Origin of the sequence: Cohnella sp. SGD-V74 (assembly GCF_003001675.1) — a bacterium.
GTDB lineage: Bacteria > Bacillota > Bacilli > Paenibacillales > Paenibacillaceae > Cohnella.
Window position 1 is genome coordinate 71048 of record NZ_PVYW01000030.1, and the last position, 23024, is coordinate 94071.

Below are 23024 nucleotides of genomic sequence, written 5' to 3' on the forward strand. Positions count from 1 at the left end.
TCTGTATTATATCATGGGAATTAATAACAAACGATAGGGTCAGAGAGAGAAGAGCACCATAAGAAGATGGGGCGGTTATCGCCCCATCTTCCGTCTGGCTAATACAATCTTGCGCAAGTATATCCTTTCGCAGCGGCCGTAATTCCGATCGTTACACCGCCATTCTCTTTATTCAGCTTTTTCTGATCGTCCCATGCCTCCTTGAATAAGGTTAGCGGATCTTTCTTTTCCTTAATCTCAGGCATTCCCTGTCCGAACGTAGAACCTGGAAGATCCAGAAAATCCAGTTCTACCGGACCAAGCGATAATTTAAAGGCTCCTCCGGTTTTGGCACAGGCGTTGCCGATATCGTAATTCCCCTTGAAGCCGGTCGTAAGTTTGCCCGGACCGTAGGAAGCGCTGATTGTAGCATCGAAGCCAAAATTATCCGTCTCCTGGAATTTCTCGAACAAACTAAGATCGAACGATCCTCCGGCTCCGAAGCCCAGTTCACTGCAGAGAGAAGCGCCGCCGAACGCCATGCAAAATTTCACGCCGCCTCCGACGCCTGCGTAAGCGGTAGCGCCGATACAGAACAACCCCAATGGATCGCGGTACTGAATCGGGTCGTTGCCGACGTAGACGTACAGATTGGCCTGGCCTCCCTGAAGCAGGATCGGATCGCGCGCCGTCCAGCGCCCGGATTCCGGCTCGTAGTCGCGCAAGCCGAACCGGACAAGCCCCGTCGCCTCGTCCTCCAACCCTCCGGCATAACCGAAAATCAACTCGAACGCCGGATTGGAGTCGCTAAGCTGGACGCCAAAGCTGTCGTAGCTTAATTCCTTCACCACTTGACCGGAACTGTCGGTAATCACCTTCGGCGTGCCAACGTTATCGACGGCGATCGGATACAGCTCCCCGTTCCGTTTCATTCCGGTCAACATGCCTGCCCGATCGTAGTAATATTCTGTCACTACGCCTGTCGGATCGACGGAGGCGGTAAGGATCATCACCGATTCGGGAATTCCGTACAAATATTGCGTGGTGCCGGATGCATCTGTGCGGGCGACTCTGCGTCCGAGCGCATCGTATGCGTAGGTCGTGACCTCGCCCCCAACATCCACTTTCTCCAGCGTGCCGCGTGCGCTGTACGTGAACGTATCGTCGCCTCGCCGCGTCATGAACCCGTCTTCGTTGTACACATAATCGATGCCGGCTCGGCTCGTCAGCCGATCCTGCTGGTCGTAAGCCGCCCATTCCTCAGCCGCTCCGTTCTCCGCGTGCGATAGGCGGTTTCCGTTGGCAGCATAGGAATAGGAGGCAGTGACCGTATTGCCCAGCCGTACTTCCGTCAATTGACCGTTAACGTCGTAATCGTAGAGATACGTCGCGGCGCCTTGTGCTGTCGTTTCCGTTTTTTGCTTCACTTTGCCGGTCGCATCGTATTGCAGCTTCACTTCATACTGCAATTGCCCGCTAACCGTGAGACGGCGTTCTGTCAGTCTGCCATATTCATCGTACGCATACGCCGTCGTCGAGCCGTTGTCCTCCACGCTGCTCAGCATGCCGCCAGGTCCATTGTAATGGAAGACTTGGGAGCCGTAGTTTGTAATCCGGTCTTCCTTATCCCAGATCAATGCCGTATGGCTTGTAAAGCCATTGCCCGGAATGCTGAAGTCGATGGCGGTCACGTTGGACAAGGCATCGTACGTATAATCGAACGTTCCATTGGCCGCGCCTTGCCATATCGTTCGCGTCACATCGGAGCCGTCATAGCTGAATTCAAGCGATTGCGCCGGCAATCCCGATGCGGCGGAAGCGGCCGACATCTGCTTCAGCCGATTCGTGTCGTCGGCATAAGTGAAGGTGCGATTGATTAAAGAATCATTACTTGTTGCCATCCTTCCTAAGCTGTCGAACGTATTCGCAACCAGACTGCCGCTTGGATAGATCGTCTCGGTCAGTTCGCCGTTCAGGTTAAAGATTTGCTCGATGGGGGCCGTTCCGCCCGCCGCCACGAATGTGGTCATGTGGCCTTCAGCATTGTACCCCATCTTATGCTGCGTGCCGCTTGGCATCGCGAAGGCCGTCGTATTGCCGCTTGCGTCTCTGGTCATGGTCGTCTTCCTGCCATCCGGCCATTCGACTTCGACGATATCGCCGAACGCATCATACACATACTTCACCTGACGACCGGTATTGTCCGTCATGCTGACCAGTTGAAGCGCGCTGTTATACGCGTAATCTAGCGAATATTGCCCTTGTATAATCGAAGATACGCGCCCCTGGGCATTGTATACATATTCGACAGGCGCGAGCGATTGAGCCGGGAATTCCTTCTTAATTGTGCGGCCAAATTCATCCAGATGGAAAACAACCTGACGGTTCTCAGCCGTTGTCTGGGTAACCTTCCTTTGGACAAGATCGTACTGAACCGTTGTTGTACTTCCATTCTTCGTCATGGATTCCGTATAGCTTAGCATGCTAAGCGGATCATCCGCATCCGCAAGCGTCATGCCTCTTTGCTCGTTGATCTTGACTTCCCGTCCTTGTGGGGAACGGATGGTGAGACTTGCGAGCAGCGGCGCGCGCATTCCCCAGCGTGGGTCCGGTCCTGGCACCGTTGTAACGATCGTTCCGTCCGGATAGTGGGTTTCCCCGCTGCCATCCTTTTTAATAATCGCTACCGTCGTCACTCCGCCCGACCCGATCGTCTCCCGGCGCATGTCGCCGTTGTCGAGCGATTCGATCGAATAGCTGGACGTTGCTTGCTCCCCGCGCGTCATCGTCACGGTCAGCTTATTATCGCTCACTTGACGGGTAATCGTCATCGTTCCATACACCGGGCTTTGCCCGCCGCTGAGCAGACCGCTCGCGTCATACGTGTACGTAGTTGTCATCCCATTCGGGCCCCGGAACGATTGCATCAGTCCGTGATCATCATAAGTCATGCTGTAGGCGCGGCCTCCGGGCATTGTTACAGTTGTCAGTTCTCCATTGGCATTAACGGAAAGTTCGGTGCGCTGCCCGCCGGGAGCGACGATCGCCACAGGCGTTCCTGCATTATTCCGCTCGATCACAATCTCGTTGTTAAAAGTATCTCGCAGCGAAATCAGTCGGCCCTTGTTGTCATAATGGAAAGTGTGCGCGATCACACCGGTCAGCGCATCCCGTGTGCGGACATGTCTGCCCGATTCCAGGTCGAACTCGTAAAGCTGCAATCCGTCTTCGCTTGGAACCCGGAAGCTGCCGCTCGAAGCTCCCCAACTGGCTTGATCGCCCGGCTGATACGGACTGATCGCATTAATATGCCAGTAGTATACTGACGCATTCAGCGATGGACTATAATACAATGTGCCGTCAAGACCGACAGCTACATATTGCGGACAGCCGATGTTAGCCGTTGAAGCTAACGGGCTTTTCTCAGGGAATACATCGATCATATTGCAATCGGCATATGGATTGCCCGCTCTTGTGGTCAAATATCCATTTTTGTCTATTCGCAATATTCGATTAAAATACGTATCCGACATATATATACTGCCGTCTGGCGCTAGCGCAAGCCGAAAAGCACGGAAGAAAGCGTCGGTAGCAGGACCGTCCACATCGGCTTGCCCGAATCGATAGCTTCCGTTAAGCAAATCCACTCGCTGGGCCGGCGCCGTTAACGAACCGGCGATGCGCCGGGCAATTCCGTCCTGACCGACCTTCAGAACGAAGCTACGCAAGTATTTCGGAGAAGTCGACTCCAATTGATCCTCGTGCAGAACATACAACGTCCCGTCCGGTGCAATAGCAATATCCTGTACCACCAAATACTTGTTGCTAATCAGGATATTGTCGTCTTTGCTGTTACCGCGACCTGCGATCGTCGTAAGCATACCGTCCGGATCGATCTTACGAATATACGGGCGATAACGCATAGTTACCACTTCCAAATAGTTATCCAGGAAATAAATCGTTCCATCTGGGCCAATCTCGACATCTCTCACCTCGATCGAAGCGCCTAATGCCGGAATGTCATCCACATAACGTTGGTTGGAATTATAGGTTCCCCCTCCGGCTATCGTAGTAATGATCCCGTCCGGCGACACGCGCCGGATCGCGTACGCCTCCGCAATATAGACTGCTCCGTCCGGGCCAATCGCGACGGATCTCAGGCTATTAATTCTCGCATCCGCTGCAGGGCCGCCGTCTCCATTGGTACCGCTCGCTTGCTGCTTGTTACCGGCAAATGTCGTAATGATACCATCCGTGCCGATTTTGCGTACGCGATTAGTTCCTGTCTCAACAATGAGTAGACTTCCGTCTGGATGCGGAACGACATCACCGACGATGTAATAATTAGCTTCTGGCGCCGGACCTCCGTCCCCCGTGCCCGTACCAAAGTTATCGCCGGAGAACCAAGCAGCCGTCGTTGCGTCATCGGACGGTAATTTCGTCTCGCCAAATCCGGTGAACACAGTACGCCCTTCTTTGTCGAAGAAGTGATGCGCATTCAGGCTCCAGCCCGCGATTCCTTGTTCTTCATACGGATTGAGCGGACTTTCGATATCCGTTCGATAGCTTGTGGTTAGCGTCAGATTCCGCCCGTCTTGGCTACTACGACCTATTTTAGTGCCCGTTCCAATTCTACCGAATGAAGAGTTAAACTCGGTTGGAGATGCATAAAATTGCGCTGGATAAATATAAGTGATGCTGACATCTGCCGAATATCTTCCGTATAAGGAACGCCCATAGCCATCTTTACCGTCCCACTCAAACGTGTACACCTGATTCGGTGTCGGTGACAACGGAACAAATATACGCTTGCCTTGTACGACAATCTCCAATTGAATGCCCAACAGCGAACCCGGCATCGTATCGGACGTTACCGGAATTTCCAGCGTGGAGCGGCTGCGATAACCAGGCGTCCGGTCACTGCTGTAATACATTGTTAGACTCGTGCCGGGAATTTCAATCGACTGACCTAGCGACTGATTCTCGCAGCCGATAATCGAACCTTTCTTCTTGCACGGATCTTCGCGTCCCTCTTTGTTGTTCCGATTGTCTTTATCATTATCTGTAGGCGGCGCTTCAGCATCGTCCGGCGGACCGTACGGCCAGTTGCAATCCCATGGCGTAAAGTGATTGATCGGCGAGCGCCAGAAGGATTGGCCTTCGGTATACATTTCGGCCAGACGCTGCAATTCCGCATCAGTGATCCCAAGTGCTGTCAGCTTGGTGCCGCTGTCGGCTACATTGTCACCGTCCACATCGAGCTGGGCCATGCCATTGCTTACTTCAACCACTTGGACGATACGCCCGTTCTCGGAGGGGACCCATACTCCTTGCTTCCTGTCATAGTAGCCGATTGGCACAGCTCCGCCGACCGGAAACTCCAGGAAGTTGTCGACATACAGATAAGTCGGCTGATTAAACCTCACTTCCGTCGCGCCAGCGACAACTGCTTCGTCAACGGACAGCTCTACCGCATAGGTATACCCGACGAATGTCGGCAATTCTCCCGGCATTGCGGCCGGTCCTCGATCGCCAACTGTGTATTCAGTGGCACGCACATTTAAGCTGTCCAGCGGCTGAGTCGTCCCGTCCGGCATTGTCATCGTAGCGGTCGTTCCCGGAGCGAACAGAATCGTAGCCTGCCGCGAACCGGCTTCGTCCGTCACGACACTGCCGCGAGCCACCTGATATTCGGTCGGCTCATCCATCTGAATGGTCGTCACTTGCGTATCGTATGGCTTCATTGCAATGTCCGGAAGCCAGCCATATTCCTTCCATGGCGCCAGCACTTTCCGCTGCAGCGGCATATAGCCTTCCCGCTCGTAATCGACCGTCAGTATTCCGCCGCCGTTCACCGCCATATCGAACGTTCCGTCGATCCGGGTCAGCGTCTGTCCGAACTCCGGGCGATTCAGAATCGTCACTTGCACTCCTGGAAGCGGCTGACCGTCTTCATCGGTTACAATGCCGCGCAGCACGGCTACGCGCTCGGGCTTCATGACATCTGCCGCAACGCCGGTTTGAATCGGCTCATCGCCGGTGTACAGGAAGTCGATCGTATCGATGAACGGCGCAATGCCGTTGTCTGGAAGTGCGGGAACCGTCATCGTGGAAGGAACCGCCGAGATCGCCGCCGATTTGTCCGACTCGTTGCCGCTGGCATCTATTGCCGTCACGGCAAACGTATACGTGTGTCCCGGCGTCAGTCCGGTAACAGTATAGGATGCGGCAGGACCGATCTCCGTTCCCCCGTCCCACGTTGCGCCCCCGTCCGTGGAGCGGTATACGATATAACCGTCCAAATCTTCTTCGATATTCGCCGTCCAGAACAAAGCGATTTCTCCGTTGCCGGATACGGCCCCGAGGCCGCCCGGAACCGCCGGCGGAACGGTATCCTCAGCAGCATTCGGCGTCGCTTCCGCATAATCGGAACGATCGGATTCATTGCCGCTCAGATCGTAGGCAGACACGGCAAACCAATACGCATCCCCGTTCGTGAGTCCGGTTACGGTATAGGACGTTGTATTCCCGGCGTCTGCCGTCTCGCTCCAGGTGTTCCCTTGATCGACGGACTGATAGATTTTGTAGCCGCCCAAATCCGGCTCCTCGTTTGCCGTCCAGGACAATCCGACCTCATGGGTGCCCGCGACAGCAACCAAACCCGCAGGCGCTTCAGGAGCAACCGTATCCCGAGGGCTTTCCGGCGTCGCCGACACCGTTGCCGAGAGAGAAGATTCATTGCCGTTGATGTCGTAAGCGGAGAGAGCGAAACGATACGTCGTATCGTTCGTCAAACCGTTCAGGATCCGTTCCGTGGCACGTCCCGCATCCTCATACACATGCCAAGCGTCGTCCCCGTCTTCGTAGACATAGAGCAAGTAACCGGCGAGATCGCTCTCCGTATTTGCATGCCAAGACAGCGCAATCTGCGAATCGCCGACCGCAGCGGACAGACCGCTAGGCGCGACGGGACGTTTGGTGTCGCTGCTGTTCTTCGCGGATATGAGCGCCCTTGCTTTAAGCCCGTCGTAGGTGACGGTCAGCAACGTCAAACCGAACTTGTGGGCTTTCAGTTCTCCATCCGGCTCTACACTTGCTACCAAAGGATTGCTTATAGCGAACGCTGCGTCCGCCGTTACGTCTGTTTTCACGCCATTCCGATGCAGCATAACGGTGAACGGTTGCTTTTGTCCAATCCTTAACACGTATTTGCTCGAATCCAGCACAATTTTACCTGTATCCGGTTTGTCAACCTGAATGACCGCCACTTCCGTCAAGCCGTCATATTGGACGGTCACCGTCGTCAAGCCGGCCTTCTTGCCCGTGATGACGCCGTTCGCAACTGTCGCAATCTGGGCATCGGATACCTGATAATCGGCCTGGCCGGTTACATCGGTGTTGCCACCCACACCGCGGGCGGTCACGGTCATCAGCGTCGTTTTTCCTTCTTCCACCTTGTAATAAGAAGCATCCAGCTTCAGTATAATGCTGCCTCCAAGTCTGCTGGCGTCCGTCTTCTGCCAGTTAGACAGCGGTGCGGGCACTGCAATGCTGACGATCAGCAGCATGCACAGCCATTTGATCCAACGCATAACCATCTGTCCCTCCTTTCCGCATGTATCTAGTCAAACAAATCATGACTGTCGATATAAGACTGATATTGTTTGATTTTCCCTCCTTCCAGCTTGTAGGTTCCCGAGAACGGATACGATTTCCGTACGCCGTCGTGCCGCGTGTAGGTCACGACTCCGCTGGATACGACAATCCGGCCATCATCGACCACATACGTTTCCAATCGATCGTGCGAGAGCGAGGTTACCTTGGAGAAAATGCCGTCCACCAGGCCTCTAATCGCTTCTCTGCCGACAGCCGGTGGGAGATTGGCAAACGTAAACGAGGCGTCTTCCCAATAATGCTCGAGATAAGCCTTCGTATCCTGCCGATCCACAATCGCCAACAGTTCTTCCGCGTTAAACGGACCCGGCTGCGGTGAAGCGGATGCCTGCTTGCGCAGTTCCTCCCATAAATCAATGCCGGGTACAAGGTACTGGATAAACTCGATGCAGGCGCCGTCATGGACCACGAATGCCGCTCGAACCTTCCCGGCGATGTAATCAAACGGTTCGTATAAGACTTGATGCCCCCGTACGGCCGCTTCGATGTTATCCACCTCAAAGCAAATATGCGGGTTCGAGCTGAGCGGTCCCCAGTTGCCGGCGGACTCCGGCGAGAAGCGCAGCCACTCAATCGCGTATCGATCCTGCCCCGGATCGGTGACCCACACGCCGGTTCCGGCATTGAAAATCTCGCCGCGGCGCGGCTGATCGGTAACAAGACCGATATGATTGAATTTGTACCTGTGATTCAACTTCTGATCCAACTTCATTTTGATCCACTCTCCTATTGGCGATTTAAGTTAAGTTCATGTCGGGTCTTCCCCCCCCAGTGATTATAAGCATATAAAACAAAACCCGAACTACTCAGTATTGAGAGTAGTTCGGGTTCATTGGCTATGGGACAGCCCTTCTATCCGTTATTCCGCAGCCATCGCTTCGGCTTTCGTCTTGTGAACGGTGCCCGGCGGATGATGCGGCGGCGCATAGATCGTATAGATTTTCAACGGTTCGTCTCCCGTGTTGATGAGGTTGTGCCAAGTTCCCGCGGGTACCATGACGGCGTAGCCCTCGGAAATCTGCTGCACGTTATCCAGCCTGTCTTTGTCCTTCCCCATCCGGACGACGCCTCGTCCCTCTTCGATTCGAATGAACTGGTCGGTGTCCGGGTGTACCTCCAGACCGATGTCGCCTCCGACGCCGATGCTCATCAAGGTGACTTGCAGATGATCTCCCGTCCATAGCGCGGTTCGGTAAGCGTCGTTCTGCTCCGCGGCCTCCTCGATATCAATGGCTAACGGCTCCTTCCCGTAATCCTTCAACACGATTCTGTCTTCGGAACGCGTGATTCCCGGATGCGCCGAGGGATATGGATAAGTCCCGGGATATCGGTAAGCAGCGGGGTATCCGAGCGCATAGCCGTAGTAATAGTACGGAGCGTTAATGCCGGCGGTGGTCGGATAAGCGACGGGGGCAAGATACATTTGATTTCCCTCCATAGGTTGATAAATCCATCATATGCCTATGGGCGAAATCTGCTCCCTTCGCACGCGGCTGCCGCATCGATTACGTCAAACGATACTTCTGCACGAGCCGGCGCGCTTCGCGCCTATCGATAACCTGCAGCTTGTTCAAAATGTTGGAGACGTTGTTGGCCACCGTCTTCGCACTGATCTGCAGACGCTCGGCGATTTGGGCATTCGTGTCGCCGCGGGCGATCCGGATCAGCACTTCCGCTTCCCGACGGGTCAATTCCTCGAAGATCGGAATCGCGGACAGTTCCGCTGCCGCGGCCGGATCGTCTTCCCCCGTGCCGGATTCGGCTGTCGGCTGCGACGGAGCGGCCTGCGCCGCGAAATGCCGCATCATGCGCTCCGCGACGCCCGTACCGAACACGGCTCCTCCGCTGCCGACCATGCGGATCGCCTGAAGCAGCTCCTCTTCCTCCGCATCCTTCAGCACGTAGCCTCTGGCTCCGACCCGCAGCGCGGCAAACACCGAGTGGTCGTCGCGGTACATGGTCAGCATAAGCACCGATACGGACGGACACCGCTCCTTGATCACCTGCGTCGCTTCAATGCCGTTCATGCCGGGCATGCGAATATCCATCAGCACGAGATCGGGCTGCAGCCGCTCGGTTAATTCGACAGCTTCCTCCCCGCTGCATGCTTCTCCGACCACCTCCAAATCTTCGGTAGTCGACAGCAATCTTCGCACCCCGCTTCGAAACATGGGGTGATCCTCGGCGATGATAATTTTCATAATCCCACTCCTATAGAGGCAGTAAGGCCCATACGCGGGTACCTCCGCCGGCCGGCCGGTCCATGCCGCATTCACCGCCGATCTCGGCAGCCCGTTCCCGGATGGACAGCAGCCCGATTCCGCCGGACGTCCCGTAATCGGACCGGCTCGCTACGCCGATGCCGTCATCGGTCACTTCGACTCTCAGCCGGCTGTCTCCGTCGAGGCTGAGATGGATTTCGCATACGCGGGCCTGAGCATGCTTGACGACGTTGACGATCGATTCCGTGACGATGCGATAGACGGCGACCTCTACCGCGGCGCTTAGTCCGGGCAGCGTCTCCGGCGGCTCGAACCGGAACTCCGGGCCCGGCCGCTCCCCGGCGCCCGCGATCAGCGCGGCGGAGTGGGCCATCTCCTCCATCCGGGCGCGAATCGCCCCTATCAGCCCCAGCTGGTCCAGCGCCGTCGGCCGCATGTCGCGAACGAGCGTCCGGATATCCTCGACGGAGGCGCGGATCATGCCTCCCAGCTCATCCAGCATGGCCGACGCGGCGGCGGGATCCCTGTCCACGAACTTGCGCGCGGTCGCCGCGTGAAGCGCCAAGGCGGCCAGCTTCGGCGCCAGATCGTCGTGCAGGTTATTCCTCAGCCGCCTCCGCTCTTCTTCCCTGGCAAGAACCAGCCGCTCGCGCGAATCCTGCAAATCCTCGGCCAATCTCGTCATGCTCCGCAGCATATCGGCATTGTTGACGATAGGCGCGATATGCCGCAGCAGCACCTGCAGGAAAATCTCGTCTTCCGCGGAGAAAGCTTCTCCTTCCGAACGGCAGGCTGCATACAGCGTGCCGAGAGTCTTCCCTTGCAGCACGATGGGGAACGCCTGCGCCGCGGATCGTTCGCGAAGCGCTCCGGCCTGCGCCAGCAGCGTCTCCTGCCCGGCTATGCCGACGGCAATGCCGGCGTAGGGCAAGCGAAGCGCCTCCTTCACTTGGCGGGCGGCCGCTTCCAGCATCTCTTGCGGTGTAATCGGCTGCATCATACGGTTTCCCAACTCCAGCAGCACGGCGTAAGGATCGTCGTGGCGCCCTTTCATCCAACGGTTCACCAGCCGCTGCAGCCGCTCTTTGAGAGGGCCGAATGCCGCGGCCACGATGCCGGTCGCGATCAGCGAGACGATATAGTCGTTGCGATGGTCGATCAGAGCGCCCAAGTACAGGACGATCGCCGTGTAGATCAGCACCACGCAGACGGTGAGCGCTCCGTACAAGATCGTCCGGTTTACGAGCGGATTGATGTCCCACAGCCTTTTGCGCAGCACAGCCAGCGTGAGCGTTGCCGGAATGGCGGACAGCACCAGATGAAGCGAGGCATTCAGTCCGATGAAGTACGAGGCTCTGCCCTGATGGAATTCCGGCTCGAACAGCATAGTGACGAAGCAGTAGCCGGCAATTCCGACGGCGACCCCGTAGACGACCCACTTCGTCTGCTGACGCTCGGCGGGCGACGAGACGCGGCGAAACCGGTAAGCTTGGGCGCTGATAAGCAAGCCCATCCAGCACAGAAACCAGATCAATTGCCAATAATCCGGCCAGCCTGCGCTCTCCCAGAAGTTCCCCCCGTATGCGAGGTTCGCGACAACGAATGCGGTCACCGGCAGCAAAGCCCAACGAGACCACGAAGGAGCGAACCGGCCGTTGGGGAACAGCAGACAAAACAGCGACAGGGAAATCCAGCCGATCGCCGATACTCCGTCGAACCACAGCCTCGTCCAGGACTCGGGAGCGGTGCCCACAACCGCAAGCACCGGGAACGACGTGCCGAACGATACCATCGCCAGCGCCGCCACGATGCCCATCGGCTCGCGGGCGCCTTTCCACAGCAGAGTCGCTGCGGAAGCATAGTAAGCCGCGGTCAAGGCGCAATCGATCGCGACGAGGGCGGCCGCCGTCGTGCGAGCGGTCAGGAACCCCCCGCCAAAGGCAAGCGGAGGCACGGACAGGCCGCAACCGTCGGCAAAGCATTGCGCCAGAAGCGCATCGTAATAGGCCGGTATTGCTTTCGCATACAAGGCGGCTGTCGCCGCGAAGAAGAGGCCGACGAGCAGCCGCAGAATTCGCATCGTTTTCATGCTTCTATTATAAGGCTTTCCCGGGTTATCCGAGCGTGCACTGCGTGAATTTCCCGATTTTTTCCCGTGCTCCCGAAACCGGGAGCCGATCTTCCTGCCGAAGGATAAGGGCCTCCTCTTTCGAACGACCGGAGCGGCGAATAAGATTAGGGGCAGACGAAAACAAAGGAGTCGATTTACTGTGAGCATTGACGCAAGATCGATCAAATGGTTGGCTATCATCTGTCTATTGGCCGGGACAGCCCGCATGGGCATGACGCCGACGGCGTTGATCTGGGGAACGGACAGCCTGCCCGAGCTCGTATGCGGCTATATTGCCTGCATCCTGATGTCGATTGGCTCGATTGTGTTTTACACCGTGCAGGCAAAGGAAAGCGGCGCGCTCGGCCTGATCAGCGTCCTGTCCATCACGCTGGGCAATATCATGACGGCGGCGTTCGTCTTCTCCACCTTTGCCGTAACCGACCCGTCGCAATTGTCCGGCGAAGCCCCGATGGTTATGGCGTCGTCGCTGATCAGCCTGGCCGCCTTGACGGGAGGCACCGTGCTGTTCGCATTCGTCACCTATCGGGCCAAGGTGTTTCCGCGCTGGATCGTGGGTCTTCTCATCCTCATGCTGCTGTTCATGTTCGTTCCCATTGCGGAGTACAAATTTTTCGCGCTGTTCTGGGGATTGACTTACGTCGGTACGGGTTACTGCATCTGGAGGGGAAAGCTGCGGCAGGCCGACTCGTAATCGGAACGTCCCTGCGCATCGGAGAAGAAGCCCTCATCTGCCATCTCTGGAGCCTTGGATTGAAAGATAAGGAGAAATAGAGTACGTTAATGAGGAAAACATACCTCATCCGACAAGTCTTAAAGTACAAGGAGATTGCGATGTACTTCTATCTGATTATCGCGGCGGCTCTGGTCATTGATATCGCGACCAAGGTCGCGATCCGCATGCAGCTCGAGCTGGGACAGACGGCAGAAATTCCGGGCATCGGCTTCAAGCTGATCCACCTCGTCAACACGGGCTCTACCGGCAACCTGTTCCACGGGTGGGGAAGAGCCCTTGCCGTTCTGGTGCTTGCGCTGACGGCCGCGGCGATCTACATGCGGCAGAAGGGCAAGCTGCGCGGAACGTTCGTGCAGGTCTGCACAGCCCTCATCATCGGCGGCGCGCTCGGCAACGCCATCGATCGGCTCCTGTACAATCAGGTGACCGACTTCCTCTATTTCTCCGAAATGGCGACGATGAATTTCGCGGATATCTGGGTGTTCGCGGGGGTGCTGCTGCTGATCGTTCAGCAGATCGTTCAAGCGTTTAGACCGGCAAAAGCCGCTTAGCTTCGGCAACAGATCAGTACTCCGCACACGCCAATGTGATCGTTAACGACGACCGCATTGGCCGCTTGGGCTTCAGGCTCCCCTTTCCCGTGCAGCCATCCTCGCAACTCTTTTTTTACTCCATTACTCCTCTGGTCTATCCCGTTCGCTCAGATTGCGAAGCACGATCTTCAGCAACTCCAACAACTGGTCATACCGTTCGTCGGAAATGCCCTTGCGGGTCTGATTCTTGACGCGCCCGAGCGCCTCCTGCACCTTCGGAACGACTTCGCGTCCCGCTTCCGTCAAGTAAAGCAGCTGATAACGGTTGTCGGCCGGATCCGCTTCTCTCCGCACGTATCCTTCGGCTTCGAGCTTGGCGATCGCCTTGGCGGTCGTCGTCTTGTCGATCAGCAGTCTCTCGCTCAGCGCTTTCTGAGTGAGGGGTTCCTTGGACGCTATCGCCATCAGAAAGATGTATTGCCCGCTTCCGATTCGATAAGGAGCAAGCTCGCCGGAGATCAACACCTGCATGTGGCGATAAATCGCCGAAATATACGGACCGTGGGATTCCGTTGCGTCCTTCCCGGCTGCGGCCGGCTTTTGGCGTTCAGTCAAACGACTCCCTCCTTCGTCAATAGAGTGTTATTGCAACTAACTCAAGAATACTGCGCGCAGGAGGCCATTGCAACTATTTTCACAACGGTGGATTTGATGAAGAGAATGATTCTACGGTTGTCCTGGCAAACTCATCTAAATTAGAATAAAGACTATACGCAAGCAAAACGCCTTAGACGTCCTTGGGACGATGAATGCGTTTTGTCGGAGACGGTTCAGATAAGGATAGCGAATTGTATACTTGCTGAATCGTCAATGAAAACGGAGCTGCCTTGCCTACTAATCTATCAATCTTGCGGATAACCTTAATCCAGCCTGCGGGAGGGCACAATGGGGAAAAGAAGATTCGGTCGAATAGCGGTATGGACGATAGTCTTCAGCATGCTGCTCGGAATGACGGCGGCAATGGCTGCGCCAAACACCGCCTACGCGGCGGAAGAAGCCGGAACGGTGTGGGCCGGCCTGTCCGATACGGAATACGTACCGGGAGAAGTCATCGTCAAGTTCAAGGAGCAGCGTTCGGCACGAGGCTTAATGTCGGGGCTTTCCTTCGAGTCGACGGCCGAACAAGCGGGTATCGAACTGAATCAAACGCAGCAGTTGGCCAACGGAGCCGCTGTCTATGAGACGGGCGGAGAGGTATTGGAGACGGTCGCGGCTTTGCAGGACGACCCTCGGGTAGAGTACGTGCAGCCGAACTTCATATACCGACTGACCGGATTTCCAGACGATGCTCCCGACGACGCCGATTGGGCCGCCCAGTGGGGAATGCATACCGATACATACGGCGTAAACGCGTTGGAGGCTTGGACCTATACGACGGGAAATCCGGACATCATCGTCGCGGTCATCGATTCCGGCGTCAATTACGACCACCCGGATCTTCAAGGACAACTGACCGAGCTTAACGGCACCAACTTTGTCCCTAATGCAAACTATAACGTGAATCAACCGATGGACACCGATAACCATGGCAGCCATGTAAGCGGCATTATCGCGGCCGCGGCGAACAACGGAATCGGGATAGCGGGCATAGCTCCATCCGTCCGTATTTTGCCGATCAAGGCCAAGGAAGACGGCAATGCTTACATGGACGGAGTCGCCATCTACGAGGGCATCGCATTGGCTGCGGCACGCGGTGCGAAAGTCGTCAACATGAGCTTCGGAGGCGGCTTCCTGGATCGCTTAATGTACGAGCTGATCCGGGACCACCCGGATATTACGTTCGTCGCCGCGGCCGGCAACGACGGGATGGACAATGGCGAATTCTCCGTCTTCCCGGCCAACTTTACCGTGTACAACGAACAGGGAGGAATAAGTTATCCGGCCTTGCCCAACATCGTGTCGGTGGCGGCCTTGAACTCTGTCGGCAACCTGGCCGGCTTCTCGAATTACGGAAAACCCGAGATCTATATGACCGCGCCGGGCGACGGCATTCGGAGCACCTGCGCGAGTACGCCCTACTGCAACATGAACGGCACATCGATGGCTGCGCCGTTCGTATCCGGGGCCGCGGCGCTGCTGTACGCCCTGGACGACAGCTTGACGCCGGCCGAAGTCATCGGCTTGCTGATCGATCGCGCGACGCCGCTGGCCTCCCTGACCGACAAAACCAAGTTCGGCAGCACGTTGAATTCGGCGGCTTCGGTCGCCTATCTCGCCAACCGGGCATCCGCGGCAACGGCGTCGCCGGAATCCGGAGCCGTCTCCAGAGGGACGCCCGTCGCGCTAAGCACCGACACCGAGAATGCGGATATTTATTATACGGTCGACGGCAGCGAACCGACGGAGGTTAACGGCTTCCGTTATGAAGGACCGATTGCGGTGGAGACGCCCGTCACGATACGGGCTCGCGCATACGCCAACGGTAAGTTCCATAGTAAAACCTCCTCCTTCGCCTATACATTGCGAAGCGACACTGCCAGCTTAAGCGCCTTATCCGTTAGCGCCGGAGCGTTAAGCCCCGCATTCGCGCCGGAAGAGACCGAATATACGGTAGACGTAGCCAATGACGTGAACGCAATCGAGGTCACGGCGGAGGCCAGCGATTCGAATGCCGCCCTGCAGCTTAACGGCGGAGCGAGCGTAACCGGCTCGGTCTACGGATCGATCGCCCTCGAAGTCGGCAACAATCCAATCAAAGTGAAGGTCACAGCCGAAGACGGCATTGCAGCCGCAACTTACAACATCACGGTAAACAGGGCCGAAGCAGACGGAGGCGAGACGGTAACTCCGCCGCCAACGCCGACGACTCCGTCCACACCGTCCACACCGTCTGCGCCTTCGACGCCGCCGTCTAAGACGACATCGGAGCCGGCGCCTTCCGTCGGCCCGGGCGGTACGATTACCGCTCCGCCGAAGCTTGATTCCCAGACCGGAACGGCGGCGGCGGAAATCGACGCAGCGACGATGAGCGAGGCCATCGGCCAAGCCGAGAGCGGCAGCGGCGGGAAGATCATCGAGATCGAGATTCCCGCGATCGACGGAGCACGAACCTATGAGACGACTTTGTCGGCAAGCTCTTTGGCGGCTCTGCCGGCCGATACCCGGCTCCGGTTGCGAACCCCGGCCGGAACGTTGACATTACCCGGCAACGCGCTTAACTTGCGGACCTCGGACGGTGCGAGCAAAGCCGCTTGGAGCATTTCCTTGGAGGAGCACAGCGGAGGCAGGCCCGAGATTCGTCTGCAATTAAAGGTGAACAGCCTCCCCTATGCCTGGAGCAATGAGGATGCTCCCATGACGATATCGATCCCGTATTCGCCGACCGCGGAGGAACGGGCCGATCCGGAGCGCCTCGTCATCCGTTACATCGACAAGGACGGACAAGCAATCGCCGTGCCCAGCGGCCGCTACGATTCGTCGACCGGAACCGTGACGTTCTCCGTCACCCATTTCGGCGACTACGCCGTCGCTTACGTTCGCCGCTCCTTCGACGACCTCGAAGGGGTGAATTGGGCCAGAAAGCCGATCGAAGTGCTGGCTTCCAAAGGGATTGTCAACGGCACGTCCGCCCAATCATACTCCCCGCATGCCCAAGTCAGGAGAGCCGACTTCCTGGTCATGCTGGTGAAGGCGCTTGGATTGTCGGCGAGTGTGGAAGGCGGCGCGGACGGTCGATTCGATGACGTTCCGCAAGGCGCGTATTACGAGCAGGCCATCGGTATCGCCAAGAAGCTGGGAATTGTGACCGGAACGGGCAGCAACCTGTTCAGCCCCGGCCAGCCGATCTCCAGGCAGGACATGTTCGTCATGACGGCCAAAGCGCTGGCTATAGCCGGAGGGGAAGGTAGCGCGGAGGAATCTTCGGAGCTGAGCGCGTTCAGCGATGCGAACGACATCGCGGGGTATGCCCGGCCAAGCCTGGCGTTGCTGATTCGGGAAGGCTATGTCGCGGGCGACAAAGGAAAGCTCAATCCGCGCTCATCGACGACAAGAGCCGAGGCGGCGGTCATGCTGTACCGGATCTATTCCACGTATCGCCTGCACGAATAGTGCTCCGCCTTCCGGTGCAGCTCCCATACGTTGCAGGTTTGTAGAAATCGCATCGGGCTGACGCGCTTGTCGGGCGCAAGCCCGTCCGTCTTGACAACGTGCGCTTCGATCATCTATGATTCTCCTGATCAGGGCGAGGAAATTAAGTCGTTCGGCTAGGAGTGACCCGGCTATGGCGAAAATCCACAAACAACTGATGCACGAACTGGTGTCTCAAGAAATTCAAAAATATATCGAAGAGAAAGAGCTCCAGGAAGGGGACAAGCTGCCCTCGGTCGAGGAAATGACGAGGATGTTCGGCGTCGGCCGCTCTTCGCTGCGCGAGGCTCTTCGCCATCTGGAGACGATCGAGATCGTGAACGTCGTCAACGGCAAAGGCATCTTCGTTCGCGACGTTGGCACCTACCGCTTCGCCGGCAAAGTCAAAGTAGAGAACGAGAAGCGGTTCCTGCTGTCGATTCTGGACGTGCGGCGGGCTCTCGAAGGCAAAGCGGTTGAACTGGCGGCGAGGCGGATCACTTCGGCCCAGGTCGCGGAGCTGGAGGAGATTTTGCGCGAATACGACAAGCTGAGGGAAGCCGACCTCGACACGTCGAAAATCGATTTGGCGTTCCACCGCAGCGTCATGCGCGCGGCGTCCAATCCGATTCTATTCAGCGTGCTTGAGTCGATCTCCGGCATGTACGAGAAATTCTTCAACGAACCGCTCGGCGACAAGCGTCTGTTCGACGAGACGTACCCTTATCACCGCACGATGTTCGAGGGCATTGCCGCCCGCGATCCGAAGAAGGCGCTGTCGGAATTCGACAAGATGATGAACCGGATCGAAGAAATTATCAAAACCTATTAAAACTCGCGGCTCTGCGTCCCTCGTATTCTAGCAGAGCTTTACAATTCAAGAAATAAGTATTGACGCCATTTAACAGTTTCTTTACACTTATACCTATCAGACAGGATGACTGTCAGATTGCTGTACATTTGAGGTCGATTTGGAAAAAGGAGGCCGAAAAGAGATGACGGTAAAGAAAAGGGCAAAGGCATTAACGGGGACGGTAGCAGGGGTGATGTTGTTCAGCGTCCTGGCGGGCTGCGGCGGCAACAGCGGCAGCAAAGCGGAGCCTTCCGGAAGCAGCGGCGCCAGCGGCAACGCAGCGGAGAAACAGGTGAAGCTGCGGATGATCGAGAGCTTGACGAGTCCCGACCGCACGACTTACTTGAAGGAAATGCTAGCCAGATTCGAATTGCAAAACCCGAACATCAAGGTCGAGTTGATCTCGCCTCCGTTCGATCAGGCCGACAACAAGATCAAGACGATGCTGGCGGCCAAGCAGGATCTCGACGTGCTCGAGGTACGGGACCTGACGGTAGCCGAATTCGTCAACAACGGCTACATCGAGCCGCTTGGCGAATACGTGGCCAGTTGGTCGGAATACAACACGATCACCGACGTATCCAAGTCGGTCGGTTCGCTGGACGACAAGCTGTACTTCGTTCCGAACGGAATGTATCAGCGTCAGCTGTTCTATCGCGCCGATTGGTTCAAGGACGCCGGGCTCACTCCGCCCACCAACTACGAAGAGCTTGTTGAAAGCGCAATCAAGCTGACGGACCCGAACAAGAATCGCTACGGCTTCTCTTTCCGGGGAGGCTCGGGAGCCAACGCCGTGCCGGATGCGATCATCCAGAATTACAACTTCGACAATATCGACCATGAGGATCCGAACTTCTTGAATGACGGCAAGACGATGTTCTCTACTCCGGAAGCCAAGCAGGCGCTGGAGCTCTACGTCAAGCTGTTCAAGGAAGGTTCGCCGAAGGATTCGATCAACTGGGGATTCTCCGAGCAGGTTCAAGCCTTTACATCGGGCGTAACCGCCATGCTGCTGCAAGATCCGGATACGATTCCGTCGCTGAAGGAGAAAATGGACATCAGCACGGTCGGCACCGCGCCGATGCCGAAGGGGCCGAGCGGCAAGTCGTTCGTGTTCGCAGGCGGCGCAGGCTGGGGCGTGACCAGCTACTCTCCGAATAAGGACGCGGCTTTCAAGCTGATCCAGTTCCTGTCCGGAGCGGAGGAGAACACCGCATTCGCGAAAGCGACCGGACTCGTTCCGATTCATACGAGCGCAAGCGAAGACCCGTTCTTCCAGGACGCGATGTACAAGTCGCTGCTGGAGATGGGAGGCAAGCCGGACGAGTACGTCAATCTTAAAGCGAACACGAAATATCCGGGTACGGGCAAATGGGGGCAAGTCGCCATGGAGACTGGCCAAGCGATGCTTCTGGGCAGCGCGTCCATCGACGATACTTTGAAAAAGTGGGACGAATACTGGGCGAAGGAAAGAGAGAATTACAACGCCAAATAGGCTCTGTCAGACGGGCGATGGGCGGCGGCTGCCGTCCATCGTCACCTTTCTCGATCAAAGGTGGAGATCTTCATGAACGGTCGGCTTTCTTTCCTGTCGAGGCGGCGGTTGGCGGGCTCGCGCAACTCGTCTCGCAAGTTCATCGCGTTAAGCTTGCTGCCGGCCGTGCTGTTGGTAGCAGTCTTTACGTATTACCCGTTCGGGCGCGGAATTGTGATGGCTTTCCAAAACTATACGCTGTTCGACCTGACGAACGTTCGGTTTATCGGCTTCGACAATTTCAAGGGCATCTTCAGCGATCCCAAATTCCTCGATGCTCTGACTAACAGCGCGTACTGGGTGTTCTTGTCGCTCATCTTCCAGTTCGTGATCGGACTGGCGATCGCGCTGATGCTGAACAAGAGGTTTCGCGGGCGCGGCTTGTTCCAGGGCTTCGTTTTCTATCCTTGGGCGCTGTCCGGCTTCCTGATCGGCTTGATCTGGAAGTGGCTGTTCAACTCCCAGATCGGCGTCATTAACGACCTGCTGCTGCGAACGGGCCTGATCGACGAGCGGATCGGCTTCCTGTCGGACCCGCAATGGGCGATGTTCTCCGTCATCGTCGCCAACGTCTGGTACGGTATCGCCTTCTTCGCGATCATGCTGTTGGCCGCGCTGCAGTCGGTTCCTTCCGAGCTGTACGAAGCGGGCAGCATGGACGGAGCAGGCGGGATTCGCAAGCTGTTCAATATTACGCTGCCCTATATTATGCCGACGGTGCTGACAACGACGTTGCTGCGGGCGATCTGGATTTTCAACGATCCGGCGATCATCTACGGCTTGACGAACGGCGGTCCGGCGGGCAAGACTCACATTCTGTCCTCGCTGATGCTCGACCGTATTATGTACGGCGGCGATTACGGAGCGGCTTCCGCGATCGGCCTCGTCATGATCGGCCTGCTGCTGTTGTACACGATCTTCTATTTGACGGTCACGAAAGCCGGGAAACTGGGGGATTTCTAGCATGAAGCGATATTCGTTGAGAGGATTAAAAGTCGTCTCCTTGGCCGTGTATTTCGCGCTGATGGTGTTCCCCCTTCTCTGGATCGCCATCACGTCCCTCAAGCCGCAGAAGGATATTTTCACGTACCCGATCCGCTATTGGCCGGAAACTCTGACTTGGCAAAACTATGCCGACATTATCCGGGTTTCCAAGTTTCAAATCTATATCGCTAACAGCTTGCTCGTGGCGCTCACGGCGGCACTGATCGTCGCCGTCATTTCCGTGCTCAGCGCCTACGTCATGGCGAGGTTCTCGTTCCGGGGACACGGCCAGGTCATGCTCGGCTTCTTCCTGACCCAGATGCTGCCCGGATTCATCTCGCTGGGACCGCTATACATGATGATGACAAGGCTGGACTTGGTCAACACGCGTTTCTCGCTCATCTTGATGTACACCGTCGGGTTGATCCCGTTCTCGACTATATTGCTGAAAGGTTTTTTCGAGCGGATTCCGAAGAGCCTGGAGGAAGCCGCCATGATCGACGGCTGCTCGCGGCTGTCGGCGCTCGTGCGCGTCATTCTGCCGGTGATGATGAACGGCATTACCGCCACGTTTATTTTCGCGTTCGTTCAGAACTGGAATGAGTTGTTCATGGCGGTCATGTTCATCGATAATGAGGCGCTGAAGACGCTGCCCGTGGCGATGAACTCGTTCGTCATGAAGTTCGACATCGATTGGGGCGCCATGTCGGCGGGCACGATGATGTCCGTCATTCCGACCGTCGTGCTGTTCGCGATCGCGCAGCGGTATATCGTCGAAGGACTGACGCAAGGCGCGGTCAAAGGATAACTTGAACGAACCGGCAAGCACTGACGTTAGTGAAGAAAGAGGTATGCGTATCATGCATAAGGACAATCATCGAGAACGGCTCCACACGTCGGTCGCGCACGATCCGTACGATGCCAGGCACCACGGATCGATCCATATTCCGATTTACCAGACGAGTCTGTTTTCCTTCGACACCTACGAACGGTTTACGCAGGCGCACGCGAACGAACAGCAGCGGCATGTCTACTCCAGGGGGAACAACCCGACCGTACGGTATCTCGAAGACAAGCTGGCTGAGCTGGAAGGCGCGGAGATGTCCAAATGCTTCGCGTCCGGCATGGCGGCGATCTCGTCGACGATTCTGTCGAACGTGAAGGCAGGCGACCATGTCGTCTGCATCGATCAGGCTTACGGGCCGACGCGGCATTTCCTGCAGCATTATGTGGCCCGGTTCCAGGTGGAGACGACGTTCGTAGACGGCCGCTCCCTCGAGGCGATCGAAGCCGCGCTGCAGCCGAATACGAAGCTGCTGTATCTGGAGAGCCCTTCTACGATGCTGTTCCAGCTGCAGGATCTGGCCGCTTGCGCCGCGCTTGCCCGCAGCCGCGGCATCGTCACCGTGATCGACGGCACGTGGGCGACTCCGGTGTTCCAGCGTCCGCTGGCGCTCGGAATCGATCTGGTCGTTCACTCGATCACGAAGTACATTTCCGGACAGAGCGACAGCATGGGAGGCGTCGTCAGCGGCTCGAAAGAGCTGGTCGGCCGAATCGCCGAAGGGGAATACATGATGCTCGGCGGCATCATGACGGCGCATACGGCCGCGCAGGTGGAGCGCGGCTTGCGAACGCTGCCGCTTCGGCTGGAACGTCACGAGCGCAGCGGGCTGAAGGTCGCCGAGCATCTGCTCCGGCAGCCGTACGTGCTGCGCGTCAACCATCCCGGTCTGCCCTCGCATCCGCAGCATGAATTGGCCAAGCGGCAGATGGACGGCACAAGCGGCCTGTTCTCCTTCGAGTCCTCCGAGTCTCACGAGACGATGCGGTCGTGGGCCGACCGATTGCGCTACTTCAAGATCGGGGTGAGCTGGGGCGGCTTCGAATCGCTGGTCAGCGCGAACCCGACCTCGGCCGATCACGGGGTTCCCGGCGCGCGCAGCCTGGTGCGGCTTCATATCGGCCTGGAGAGCCCGGACGATCTGATCCCCGATCTGGACGAAGCGTGGGCGCAGACGGCGGCGGCTGAAGCTGCGGCGGTTGGGCGTTCCGGCCAGTGACAAAGGAGCTGAAAAAGAAGGGCATCCATTTTCCGGGGGGCTAATCTTGACCGGCAGCGATTAAGAATGAGCGAAACCGATAAGCCCGCTGAGCGCACTAGCGTTGCATAAATGCTCACATAGTGAACTGGATTGTATTCCTATTACTTTGATTTCATATATTTACAGTTCCATTCTAGCCACTCAA

Annotated in this window: 15 protein-coding genes; 8 read left to right on the plus strand and 7 right to left on the minus strand. The window is 57.0% G+C overall.

The features are described 5' to 3' along the window. Positions 1–98 precede the first annotated feature (98 nt). The 5 genes from B0G52_RS32375 to B0G52_RS32395 form a co-directional block, all read right to left on the minus strand. Entirely contained in the window at positions 99–7571 is a 7473-nt protein-coding gene (locus tag B0G52_RS32375; protein ID WP_158223976.1) for a fibronectin type III domain-containing protein, read from the minus strand. 29 nt (positions 7572–7600) lie between these two features. Beyond that, positions 7601–8365, minus strand: coding sequence for a nuclear transport factor 2 family protein (locus B0G52_RS32380; protein WP_094050575.1), 765 nt, complete (start codon positions 8363–8365; stop codon positions 7601–7603). Between the two features lie 147 nt (positions 8366–8512). Beyond that, positions 8513–9076, minus strand: coding sequence for a cupin domain-containing protein (locus B0G52_RS32385; RefSeq protein WP_094050576.1), 564 nt, complete (start codon positions 9074–9076; stop codon positions 8513–8515). Positions 9077–9158: 82 nt separating this feature from the next. Then, a complete protein-coding gene (locus B0G52_RS32390; RefSeq protein ID WP_094050577.1) occupies positions 9159–9854 on the minus strand; it encodes a response regulator transcription factor in 696 nt (231 codons plus the stop codon). 10 nt (positions 9855–9864) lie between these two features. After that, positions 9865–11955: a GAF domain-containing sensor histidine kinase gene (locus B0G52_RS32395; RefSeq protein ID WP_158223977.1), complete on the minus strand. Its 2091-nt coding sequence runs from the start codon at positions 11953–11955 to the stop codon at positions 9865–9867. 190 nt (positions 11956–12145) lie between these two features. On the opposite strand from B0G52_RS32395, the gene B0G52_RS32400 reads away from it, so the two are divergent. Further along, the gene (locus tag B0G52_RS32400; protein ID WP_158223978.1) at positions 12146–12700 is read left to right on the plus strand and encodes a hypothetical protein; all 555 of its coding nucleotides are present in this window, start codon (positions 12146–12148) and stop codon (positions 12698–12700) included. 140 nt (positions 12701–12840) lie between these two features. Further along, positions 12841–13293 (plus strand): signal peptidase II, encoded by a 453-nt coding sequence (gene lspA, locus B0G52_RS32405; RefSeq protein ID WP_158223979.1) that lies wholly within the window; start codon positions 12841–12843, stop codon positions 13291–13293. A gap of 123 nt (positions 13294–13416) precedes the next feature. Here the strand turns inward: lspA and B0G52_RS32410 are convergent, their stop codons facing one another. Continuing rightward, positions 13417–13890, minus strand: coding sequence for a MarR family winged helix-turn-helix transcriptional regulator (locus tag B0G52_RS32410; protein ID WP_233163289.1), 474 nt, complete (start codon positions 13888–13890; stop codon positions 13417–13419). 330 nt (positions 13891–14220) lie between these two features. Here B0G52_RS32410 and B0G52_RS32415 point away from each other — a divergent pair, with 330 nt between their 5' ends. Further along, positions 14221–17385 carry a S8 family serine peptidase gene (locus tag B0G52_RS32415; RefSeq protein ID WP_094050581.1) on the plus strand — a complete coding sequence of 1055 codons (3165 nt, stop codon included), beginning with the start codon at positions 14221–14223 and terminating at the stop codon, positions 17383–17385. On the opposite strand, the gene B0G52_RS35775 is transcribed toward B0G52_RS32415, so the two are convergent. Further along, on the minus strand, positions 17358–17498 hold the full coding sequence (locus tag B0G52_RS35775; protein WP_158223980.1) for a hypothetical protein: 141 nt from the start codon (positions 17496–17498) through the stop codon (positions 17358–17360). The genes B0G52_RS32415 and B0G52_RS35775 overlap by 28 nt on opposite strands. A gap of 59 nt (positions 17499–17557) precedes the next feature. Here B0G52_RS35775 and B0G52_RS32420 point away from each other — a divergent pair, with 59 nt between their 5' ends. The 5 genes from B0G52_RS32420 (at position 17558) to B0G52_RS32440 (ending at position 22837) form a co-directional block, all read left to right on the plus strand. Then, complete coding sequence (locus tag B0G52_RS32420) at positions 17558–18235, plus strand: FadR/GntR family transcriptional regulator (protein ID WP_094050582.1); 678 nt, start codon at positions 17558–17560, stop codon at positions 18233–18235. A 163-nt stretch (positions 18236–18398) separates the two neighbouring features. After that, positions 18399–19751, plus strand: coding sequence for an ABC transporter substrate-binding protein (locus B0G52_RS32425; RefSeq protein ID WP_094050583.1), 1353 nt, complete (start codon positions 18399–18401; stop codon positions 19749–19751). 72 nt (positions 19752–19823) lie between these two features. Beyond that, the gene (locus B0G52_RS32430) at positions 19824–20753 is read left to right on the plus strand and encodes a carbohydrate ABC transporter permease (RefSeq protein WP_094050584.1); all 930 of its coding nucleotides are present in this window, start codon (positions 19824–19826) and stop codon (positions 20751–20753) included. Between the two features lies 1 nt (position 20754). Beyond that, positions 20755–21582 carry a carbohydrate ABC transporter permease gene (locus B0G52_RS32435; RefSeq protein ID WP_094050585.1) on the plus strand — a complete coding sequence of 276 codons (828 nt, stop codon included), beginning with the start codon at positions 20755–20757 and terminating at the stop codon, positions 21580–21582. A 52-nt stretch (positions 21583–21634) separates the two neighbouring features. Beyond that, positions 21635–22837 (plus strand): trans-sulfuration enzyme family protein, encoded by a 1203-nt coding sequence (locus B0G52_RS32440; protein WP_094050586.1) that lies wholly within the window; start codon positions 21635–21637, stop codon positions 22835–22837. The last annotated feature ends 187 nt before the right edge of the window (positions 22838–23024 follow it).